This window comes from Nocardioides sp., from assembly GCF_036493135.1.
Classification (GTDB): domain Bacteria; phylum Actinomycetota; class Actinomycetes; order Propionibacteriales; family Nocardioidaceae; genus Nocardioides.
This window is the reverse complement of record NZ_DASXQG010000057.1, coordinates 26,351-35,706: the sequence shown is the minus strand read 5'-3', so window position 1 is coordinate 35,706 and position 9,356 is coordinate 26,351. Positions and strand designations below refer to the sequence as shown.

The window sequence follows — 9,356 nt, the reverse complement described above, 5'->3', positions numbered from 1 at the left end:
CCGCAGGACGGTCCCTAGTCCGTCCTCAGGCACACGACCCTCTTCACGATGCAGGTCGAGATGACCGTCGCCGATAGGATCGGGGCCCGAATCCCATCCTGCGAAAGCGACGTCGTCCCACCATGCCTGCCACCCGTTCGGACCTCCGGAACGTCGCGATCGTCGCGCACGTCGACCACGGCAAGACCACCCTCGTCGACGCGATGCTGCACCAGGCCGGCGCGTTCACCGCGCACCAGGAGGAGGCCGGCGTCGCCGAGCGGATCATGGACTCCGGCGACCTGGAGCGCGAGAAGGGGATCACGATCCTCGCCAAGAACACCGCGATCCACTACACCGGCAAGAGCGCGGCCGACCTCGGTCTCGCCGGTGGCATGACGATCAACATCATCGACACCCCGGGGCACGCCGACTTCGGCGGCGAGGTGGAGCGCGGGCTGTCGATGGTCGACGGCATCGTGCTGCTGGTCGACGCGTCCGAAGGCCCGCTGCCGCAGACGCGGTTCGTGCTCCGCAAGGCGCTGAACGCCGACCTCCCGGTCGTGCTCGTCGTGAACAAGGTCGACCGCCCCGACGCCCGGATCGCCGAGGTCGTCGACGAGACCTACGAGCTGTTCCTGGACCTCCTCGACGAGCACCACAGCCAGGACGCGCTCGACTTCCCGGTCGTGTACGCATCGGCGAAGAACGGCCGCGCCTCTCTCGACGCACCGGCCAATGGCTCCGTGCCCGACTCGCCCGATCTCGAACCGCTCTTCCGCACGATCCTCGAGACGATCCCGGCGCCGACGTACGACGAGGGCGCACCGCTGCAGGCCCACGTCACCAACCTCGACGCCTCACCCTTCCTCGGCCGTCTCGCCCTGGTCCGCGTCCACCAGGGCACGCTCCGGAAGGGCCAGAACGTCGCCTGGCTGCAGCGCGACGGGTCGACCCGGAGCGTCAAGATCACCGAGCTGCTGATGACCGAGGCGCTCGAGCGGGTACCCGCCGAGTCGGCCGGCCCGGGAGACATCGCCGCGATCGCCGGCATCCCCGAGATCATGATCGGCGAGACGCTGGCCGACCCCGACAACCCGGTGGCCCTGCCGCTGATCACCGTCGACGAGCCGGCGATCTCGATGACGATCGGCACCAACACCTCGCCCCTGGTCGGGAGGACCAAGGGGTCCAAGGTCACCGCCCGGCTGGTCAAGGACCGCCTCGATCGCGAGCTGGTCGGCAACGTCTCGCTGCGGGTGCTGCCCACTGAGCGTCCGGACACCTGGGAGGTACAGGGCCGCGGCGAGCTGGCGCTGGCGATCCTGGTCGAGCAGATGCGACGCGAGGGCTACGAGCTGACGGTCGGCAAGCCGCAGGTGGTGACCCGCGAGATCAACGGGAAGCTGCACGAGCCGGTGGAGCGGCTGACGATCGATGCGCCGGAGGAGTACCTCGGCACGATCACCGAGCTGATGGCGACCCGGAAGGGCCGCATGGAGCAGATGACCAACCACGGCACCGGCTGGGTGCGGATGGAGTTCCTGGTGCCGGCGCGTGGGCTGATCGGCTTCCGGACCGAGTTCCTCACCGAGACCCGCGGTACCGGGATCGCCCACCACGTGTTCGAGAAGTACGAGCCGTGGTCCGGCGAGATCCGTTCGCGGTCGACCGGCTCGCTGGTCGCCGACCGGTCGGGTGCCGCTACGTCGTACGCGATGACGAATCTGCAGGAGCGCGGCGTCCTGTTCGTCGAGCCGGCGACGGAGGTCTACGAGGGGATGATCGTCGGCGAGAACTCCCGCGCCGACGACATGGACGTGAACATCACCAAGGAGAAGCAGCAGACCAACGTCCGCTCCTCCACGTCGGACAACTTCGAGAAGCTGGTGCCGCCGCGGCGGCTGTCGCTCGAGCAGTGCCTGGAGTTCTGCCGCGAGGACGAGTGCGTCGAGGTCACCCCGCACACCGTGCGCATCCGCAAGGTGCTGCTCGACCAGAACGACCGGGCCAAGCTGGCCGCCCGCGCTCGCAAGGGCACCCGCTGAGGTAGGAGTTCACCCGACAGGGGTGAGCGCTTCCCGGCGCCGAACTGCTTGGGTTGCTCCCGCGTGGCAGCCGTGGACGGGTGCTCTGCGTACGTCGGTACGTGCTGCCGCCGAGTCGACGCACGGGAGGATGCATGGCCGAGAATGCCGTGACCGCTGGCAGGACCGCGTCCACCGGTGTGCTGCTCACGCTGGCGACGGCTCAGTTCCTGATGACGCTCGACAGCTCGGTCATGAACGTCTCGATCGCCACGGTTGCCGCGGATGTCGGCACGACGGTGACGGGCATCCAGACCGCGATCACGCTGTACACGCTCGTCATGGCGACGCTGATGATCACCGGCGGGAAGATCGGCGAGATCCTCGGTCGCAAGCGGGCGTTCGCGATCGGCTGTGCCATCTACGGGGTCGGATCCTTCACGACCGCGGTGGCCCAGAACCTCACCTGGCTGCTGATCGGATGGTCGCTGCTCGAGGGCATCGGCGCTGCCCTGATCATGCCCGCCATCGTGGCGCTCGTCGCGTCGAACTTCGCACGCTCGGAGCGACCCAAGGCCTACGGCCTGGTCGCCGCCGCGGGCGCGATCGCGGTCGCGGCCGGCCCGCTCATCGGGGGCCTGCTGACGACGTACGCGTCGTGGCGCTGGGTGTTCGCCGGTGAGGTCGTGATCGTGATCGTGATCGTGATCCTGGCCCGCCGCATGAACGACCGGCCCGCGAACCCGGACGCGGGTCTGGACCCCGTCGGCACGGCGCTCTCGGCGCTCGGCCTGGGCCTGATCGTGTTCGGTATCCTGCGCGGCGGCGAGTGGGGGTTCGTCCTGCCGAAGGAGCCCGACGAGAAGTCGTGGCTGGGGCTTTCCCCCGTGGTCTGGCTCATCCTTGTCGGCGGCCTCGTGCTTCGTCTCTTCATGAGCTGGGAACGTCGACGTCAGGCTTCGGGCCGGCCGGCGTTGGTGGACCCCGCGCTGCTTCGCGTCCCGCAGCTACGGAGCGGCCTGGCGTCGTTCTGCCTGCAGTACCTGCTCCAGGCCGGCCTCTTCTTCGTGGTGCCGCTCTACCTCTCCGTCGCTCTCGGCCTCTCGGCGATCTCGACGGGACTGCGGATCATGCCGCTGTCCATCACCCTGCTCATCGGAGCCGTGGGTATCCCGAGGTTCTTCCCGAACGCGTCGCCCCGGCGGGTGGTGCGACTCGGCTTCCTGGCCCTGCTGGTCGGCCTCGTGACCCTGATCGGGTCGCTGGAGATCGGCGTGGGTCCCGAGGTGGTCACCTGGCCCCTGCTGCTGGCCGGGCTCGGCGTCGGGGCGCTGGCCTCGCAGCTCGGTGCCGTGACCGTCTCTGCCGTCAGCGACGATCACAGTGCGGAGGTCGGTGGGCTTCAGAACACGTTGACCAACCTCGGCGCGTCGATCGGGACGGCGCTCGCCGGCGCCGTCTTGATCTCGGCACTGTCCACATCGTTCTTCTCCGGGATCCAGCAGAATCCGGACGTGCCGGCAGCGGTCTCCTCGCAGGCAGAGGTCGAGCTCGCCGGAGGCGTCCCATTCATTTCCGACGACGACTTGAAGAAGGCTCTCGATCAGGCAGACGTCGCACCGACCACGGCGGCGGCGGTGCTCGACGAGAACGAGGCGGCCCGGATCGACGCGTTGCGGACGTCGCTCTCGCTCCTGGCCATGATCGCCCTGCTCGCGGTGTTCGTGGCCGGGTCCCTCCCGACCCGGCAGCCCGGGAGCGAGCCCGACCAGGAGCCCGCCGGGGCCTAGTGCAAGCGGTCCATCCAGTCGTCAGGTACGGCGCCGGCGGGTCCGGGCGTGGGTTGGTCGGACGGGTGACTCTGCGGGCCGGCCAGGGGCGGCCCGTCGTACGCCTGGTCGTCGCGGAAGTCCCAGAACCAGTCCTCGCCCGGCTCGAAGCTGGTCATCAGCGGGTGACCGGACTCCCGCCAGTGCGCGGTCGCGTGCTGAGCGGGTGAGGTGTCGCAGCAGCCGATGTGCCCGCACTGGGCACACCGCCGCAGGTGGAACCACCACCCGTCCTGCGCCAGGCACTCCACACACCCGGTCCCGGACGGCGGCACGGACGGGTCGATCGGGCCTGCGGTCATGTCCCCACACTGCCATCTCCTCGGTGGCGGACCAACGGCCGCTGGATGCTGACATCTCCTCTTCAGACGTCACGGCGTGACGTCGTACTCCCGACGTCATCGGACCTGATGGCCGAACCTGCTCGACAAGCTCGACAAGCCGGCGTACGTCGGATCCAACTGGTCGATCATCGACCGCAACGTGATCGGTGACGGCGACGCCTACCTGCGCTCGGGCCCGTCGTCGGCCGGCGGACTGGGCAACGTCACGCCTCCGTCCGGGGTGGGCAGTCTCGGACTCCGGACCGGCTCGGGCAGCGACAAGGTCGCATTCGGCGACCAGGTCGACCTCGCGGGACAGCATCTGGGCGGCATCCACACGGTCAGCTTCTACGTGTTCACCACCGGCGAGAACAACCAGATCTCGACGAGCAACCTGCCGAGCGTGGAGTTCGAGGTGAACCCGAACGCGGGCGGCTCGACGTTCAGCACGCTCGTCTACGTGCCGACCGCGGCAGCGAGCAACACATGGACCAAGCTCGACGCCAGCACCACCCAGCAGTGGTACTACACCGGTGGGTTCGGCACCACGTCGGGCTGCAACCAGACGACCTACTGCACCCTCGCTGATGCGGAGGCCGCAGCCCCGGACGCGACGATCTACAGCGTCGAGATCAACAAGGGGCGTGACTTCGCCTTCAGCGGAGCGGTCGATGACCTGCAGCTCAACAACCCGGTCTACGACTTCGAGCCGAACGGCGTGATCGAGCGTCCCGCACACTGACGCACCGTGGGCGGCACGGTGCTCAACCGGACGGCTTCTCACCGACGAGCCACCGGGCCAGCAGCGTGCCGTCCTGCTCGATGAGCGTGGTGAGACGGAGGGGTACGTCGACCGGGGGGCCGTCGGTGATCCGGGGGTGGGAGCCGCTGACGATCCGGGGCACCAGAGTGGCGTCGAGCTCGTCGGCCACGCCCTGGTCGAGCAGGTCGCGCAGGAGATGAGGGCCGCCCTCGGACAGCAGGTGTCGGAACCCGCGAAGCACCAGCTCGTCCTTCAGCCGGGCCAGGTCGACGCGGTGGGAGCCGAGCACCAGCACCTGGTCCTTGCCGAGGATCTCACGCGCCTCGTCGAGGTACGGCGCGGTCGCGACCGTGGCCATCAGCACCTTCCCCGACGCGGCCTCCCGCTGGGTCGGTGGCACGGATCCGCTGCGCGACACCACGACGAGCGGCTTGCGCCCCACGGCGTACCCCTCGATCCGGATCGTGCCCGCCCCGACGACGAGTGCGTCGGCGAGATCGCGGATCAGGTCGAAGACCATCTTGTCGACGCCGTTGTTGATCGAGCGGCTCGTGCCGTCATCGCCCGTGGCGGCGCCGTCCACCGTCGAGACCATGTTCACCCGCAGCCACGGCTGGTCGGGTACGGCGTACAGCTGCGGCAGGTGGGTGGTGTCCTCGCCGAGCAGGACTCGCATCCGTCGTCTCCCCACATCGTCGAGTTCGTCGCGGTCGGGCCACCATCGTCACACGCAGTGCAACGGCACCACGCGGCGGGTGCGGAGCGGGTCCAGGGCCGCTGTCTACACTGCCGGGATGATCTCGCTGTCGGCGCTGGCAGCGCTGCACAGCGAGTACGCCGACGACCTGGCCATGCCGGTCGAGCCGGTGACCGTGGGTGGCGTGACCATCGGGGGCACCGACCCCGTGCTCATGGGCACGGTCAACCTCTCGCGCGACTCGACCTACCGCGAGAGCGTCGCGGTCTCCACCGGGGCCGCGATCCGCAAGGCCCGCACCCAGGTCGCGCAGGGTGCGGGCATCGTCGACGTGGGCGCCGAGTCCAGCACGGCACGGGCGGCGCGTGTGGACGCGCCGCAGCAGCGGGCGGCCCTCGGGCCCGTGGTCGAGGCGCTCGCCGAGGAGTGCGTCGTCTCGGTGGAGACCTACCAACCCGAGGTCGTCGAGACGTGCCTCGCCGCCGGCGCCCGGGTGCTCAACCTGACCGGCCGCGACGGCGAGGACGAGATGCTCGCCTGCGCCGCGTCGTACGGCGCCACAGTGATCCTCTGCTTGTGCGAGCCCGGCGACGTACGCGCGGACGCCCGCCACCCGACTCAGACCGATGCGCTCCCCTACCTGCTCGACCACTTCGGCCCGCGCATCGAGCACGCGCGCTCCCTCGGGGTCGAGCAGGTCGTGATCGACCCCGGCCTCGGCTTCTACTACGGCAACCTCGTGGAGCCCGCCGTCCGCGTCCGGCATCAGACTGCCGTGCTCGCCCAGTGCTTCCGGCTACGCCGCCTCGGTGTCCCGGTCTGCAATGCGCTGCCGCACGCCTTCGACCTCTTCGGGGACGAGTACCGCAAGGCCGAGGGCTTCTTCGCGGTCTTCGCCCGACTCGGGGGGACCGACCTCTTCCGCACGCACGAGGTCGCGCACGTGCGCGCGGTGCTCGTCGCGATGGACTTCCTGGACGTCGATCAGCCCAGGTGACCTCGCACCGACGCATGACCGGACAGCAGGTTGCGGGCGATCGTGCGCCGCTGGATCTCGTCGGTGCCCTCGTAGATCCGCAGCAGCCGCAGCTCTCGGTACCACCGCTCGATCGGCAGCTCCCGCGTGTAGCCCATGCCGCCGTGGATCTGGAGGACGCGGTCGACTATCTGGTTGGCGTGGACGCCGCCTGCCAGCTTGGCCATCGACTGCGCCTGACGTGAGTCGGCGCCGTGGTCGACCTGCCAGGCAGCGCTCAGCACGAGCCACCGCAGCGCCTCGATCTCCACCGCGGAGTCGGCGATCATCCACTGGATCGCCTGCCGCTCGGCGATCGGCTCGCCGAACGTGACGCGGTTCTTCGCCTGCTCCATCGCCATCTCGACGAGCCGCTCACACGAGCCCAGCGCACGGGCCGGGAGCAGGTAGCGGCCCTTGCCGATCCAGCGCATCGCCAGCTCGAAGCCGCGACCCTCCTCGCCGAGGATCGACGAATGCGGCACCCGCACGTCCTGGAACGACAGGGACGCCGGACCCCACTCCCCCATCGTCGGGATCTCCGTCGAGGTCCAGCCCGCTTCGCGGTCGACCAGGAAGCAGGTGACCCCGCCGTCGGCGCCCTTCTCCTTGTCGGTCACCGCGAAGACCATCGTGAAGTCGGCGACGTCGCCGCCGGTGATGAACGTCTTCTCCCCGTTGATCACCCACTCGTCACCGTCTCGTACGGCGGAGGTGCGGATGTTGCGCGCATCCGAGCCCGCGCCGGGCTCGGTGATCGCGAAGCAGCTGCGCCGAGTGCCCTCGATCGTGGGCCGCAGGTAGGCGTCCTTCTGCTCGTCGTTGGCCTCGAAGAGGATGTTGTCCGCGTCACCGCCGAACTTGAACGGTACGAACGTCCGGCCCAGCTCAACCTCGAGCAGCGCGTTCATCACCGCGCCCAGACCCATCCCGCCGTACGCCTCCGGGGTCTGGATCCCGAAGAAGCCCGACTGCCGCGCCTTGTCCTGCAACGCCTCGACCTCGTCGAGGGTGACGCCTCGTTTCCCGTCGCGTTCCCGCTCGAGCACCTGCGGCTCGAGCGGCATGAGCTCCTTGGTGACGAACGTCCGCACCCAGTCCCGGATCTCGCGTTCCTCGTCGGTGAGCGTCAGGTCCATGCATCGACCCTAGTTCCACCGCCCGCGTAGCTCGGCCGGCGCCGTGGCACCGACGGCCGTCACGACCGGAGCCCGGGCCGGCGTCACGACGGGAGTCGGCGTACGACGTCGTCCGAGCCAGAGGCCGCTCCCGGCGATGCCCAGGCCGAGCACCGCGACCTCTCCCACAGGCTCGCCGACCAGCACCCACGCGATCAGCGCCGTCACCGCCGGCACCATGAACAGCAGGCTCGTCCCACGAGCAGGACCGTGGCGCGCAATCAGGGCGAGGAGCATCAGGGGACCGACGACGCCCGCGACCAACGCCAACCACGTGAACGAGACCCACGCGCTCTCCTTCGCGGGAATCGCGAGCGAGCCGGCGAACGGCGCCCACACGGCGACCACGACCGCGCCGGCGGCGACCTGGACCGCCGTCAGGGCCGTCGGACCACCCCTACCGATCAGCCGGCCCTGGAGCAGCGAGCCGCCGGCGAGGCCTCCGGTGCCCAGCAGGACCCAGCCCAGAGCGACGAGGCTAGGCGGCCGGCCGAGCCGGTCGCTCACGGTCACGACGACGCCGGTGACCCCGAGCACCACGCCGAGCCACTGGCGGCCGGAGAGCCTGTCCCAGCCCAGGGCGGCACCCGCGACGGCGACGAGAAGCGGTGACGAGCATGCGAACAGGGCGGTCGTCGCCGCCGGGGTCCCGTCGGCCAGGGCCTGGTACAGGGCACAGAACTGGATCGCGAACGCCACGATGCCGGTCCCGATCGTGATCGCCAGGTCCCGGGGCGTGCCGGGCCAACGCTCCCGGCGCCACCACGCGAGCAGGGTCAGCACCGCGGAAGACACCACGAATCGCCACAGCGTCACCGTGAGGGGCGCAATCTCACGCGTGGCGACGGAGCCGACGACGTACCCGCTGCTCCAGAGGAGCACGAACGACGGCCCGAGAAGATCGGCCGCCTTGTGTAACGTTTTCACTCGTTACACATTGCCACATGTTGCTGTAACGAGTCAATGCGTTACAGTGGTTCCATGGAGGAGAAGTTCCGGACCGGATACGGACGCGACTGGCTCGACTTCGCGGTGACGCTCGTGGGCAGGTACACCGAGGTCTCCCAGGACCTCGTGGACACACCCGGGCAGCTCCGCGCCTGGCTGACCGAGTGGGGGCTGGCTCCTGCGGGTCCGGTGGGTGAGGACGACGTCGCGGGAGCGCAGAGGCTCCGGGATGCTCTGCACGGGCTGGCCAAGGCGGCCGCCTTCGGCGAGGCGCCCACTCCGGGTGACGTGCGGGTGGTGGACGCGTCCCTGCTCGACGACCTGCCGGTGGGGCTGCGCCGCAGGGGCACGAGCGTGGTCGCCAGCCGACCCGGTACGACGCGCCAAGCCCTCGCCAGGCTCGCTCGCCAGGCGGCCGACGACCTGACCGGGCCCGATCCGGTCCGACTACGAGCCTGCGGTGACGACGAGTGCTCGGGGATCTTCCTGGACCCGACCGGGCGACGGCGCTGGTGCTCCGACGAACGGTGCGGCGTGAAGGCGCGGGTGCGCGCCCACCGGGCGCGCGCCCGCCAGTCGCGGGGCGACGCCGGCTGA

General features: G+C 69.9%; 9 protein-coding genes. 5 read left to right on the top strand and 4 right to left on the bottom strand.

Features of this window, described 5'->3' with window-relative positions; genetic code table 11:
• Positions 1 to 122 precede the first annotated feature (122 nt).
• Both typA and VGJ24_RS10430 read left to right on the top strand, forming a co-directional pair.
• Positions 123 to 2,027: a translational GTPase TypA gene (typA, locus tag VGJ24_RS10435; RefSeq protein ID WP_331500514.1), complete on the top strand. Its 1,905-nt coding sequence runs from the start codon at positions 123 to 125 to the stop codon at positions 2,025 to 2,027.
• A 134-nt stretch (positions 2,028 to 2,161) separates the two neighbouring features.
• Positions 2,162 to 3,796 carry an MFS transporter gene (locus VGJ24_RS10430; protein WP_331500513.1) on the top strand — a complete coding sequence of 545 codons (1,635 nt, stop codon included), beginning with the start codon at positions 2,162 to 2,164 and terminating at the stop codon, positions 3,794 to 3,796.
• On the opposite strand, the gene VGJ24_RS10425 is transcribed toward VGJ24_RS10430, so the two are convergent.
• Entirely contained in the window at positions 3,793 to 4,137 is a 345-nt protein-coding gene (locus tag VGJ24_RS10425; protein ID WP_331500512.1) for a UBP-type zinc finger domain-containing protein, read from the bottom strand. The two genes, VGJ24_RS10430 and VGJ24_RS10425, sit on opposite strands and share 4 nt — an antisense overlap.
• Positions 4,138 to 4,318: 181 nt before the next feature.
• On the opposite strand from VGJ24_RS10425, the gene VGJ24_RS10420 reads away from it, so the two are divergent.
• Positions 4,319 to 4,900, top strand: coding sequence for a hypothetical protein (locus tag VGJ24_RS10420; protein WP_331500511.1), 582 nt, complete (start codon positions 4,319 to 4,321; stop codon positions 4,898 to 4,900).
• A 22-nt stretch (positions 4,901 to 4,922) separates the two neighbouring features.
• Here the strand turns inward: VGJ24_RS10420 and VGJ24_RS10415 are convergent, their stop codons facing one another.
• Positions 4,923 to 5,597, bottom strand: coding sequence for a dihydrofolate reductase family protein (locus VGJ24_RS10415; RefSeq protein ID WP_331500510.1), 675 nt, complete (start codon positions 5,595 to 5,597; stop codon positions 4,923 to 4,925).
• 118 nt (positions 5,598 to 5,715) lie between these two features.
• On the opposite strand from VGJ24_RS10415, the gene VGJ24_RS10410 reads away from it, so the two are divergent.
• Positions 5,716 to 6,615, top strand: coding sequence for a dihydropteroate synthase (locus VGJ24_RS10410; RefSeq protein ID WP_331500508.1), 900 nt, complete (start codon positions 5,716 to 5,718; stop codon positions 6,613 to 6,615).
• Here the strand turns inward: VGJ24_RS10410 and VGJ24_RS10405 are convergent.
• Together VGJ24_RS10405 and VGJ24_RS10400 are read right to left on the bottom strand one after the other, a co-directional pair.
• The gene (locus VGJ24_RS10405) at positions 6,603 to 7,772 is read right to left on the bottom strand and encodes an acyl-CoA dehydrogenase family protein (RefSeq protein ID WP_331500507.1); all 1,170 of its coding nucleotides are present in this window, start codon (positions 7,770 to 7,772) and stop codon (positions 6,603 to 6,605) included. The genes VGJ24_RS10410 and VGJ24_RS10405 overlap by 13 nt on opposite strands.
• 9 nt (positions 7,773 to 7,781) lie before the next feature.
• Positions 7,782 to 8,738: a DMT family transporter gene (locus VGJ24_RS10400; protein ID WP_331500506.1), complete on the bottom strand. Its 957-nt coding sequence runs from the start codon at positions 8,736 to 8,738 to the stop codon at positions 7,782 to 7,784.
• 54 nt (positions 8,739 to 8,792) lie between these two features.
• Here VGJ24_RS10400 and VGJ24_RS10395 point away from each other — a divergent pair, with 54 nt between their 5' ends.
• Positions 8,793 to 9,356 carry a CGNR zinc finger domain-containing protein gene (locus VGJ24_RS10395; RefSeq protein WP_331500505.1) on the top strand — a complete coding sequence of 188 codons (564 nt, stop codon included), beginning with the start codon at positions 8,793 to 8,795 and terminating at the stop codon, positions 9,354 to 9,356.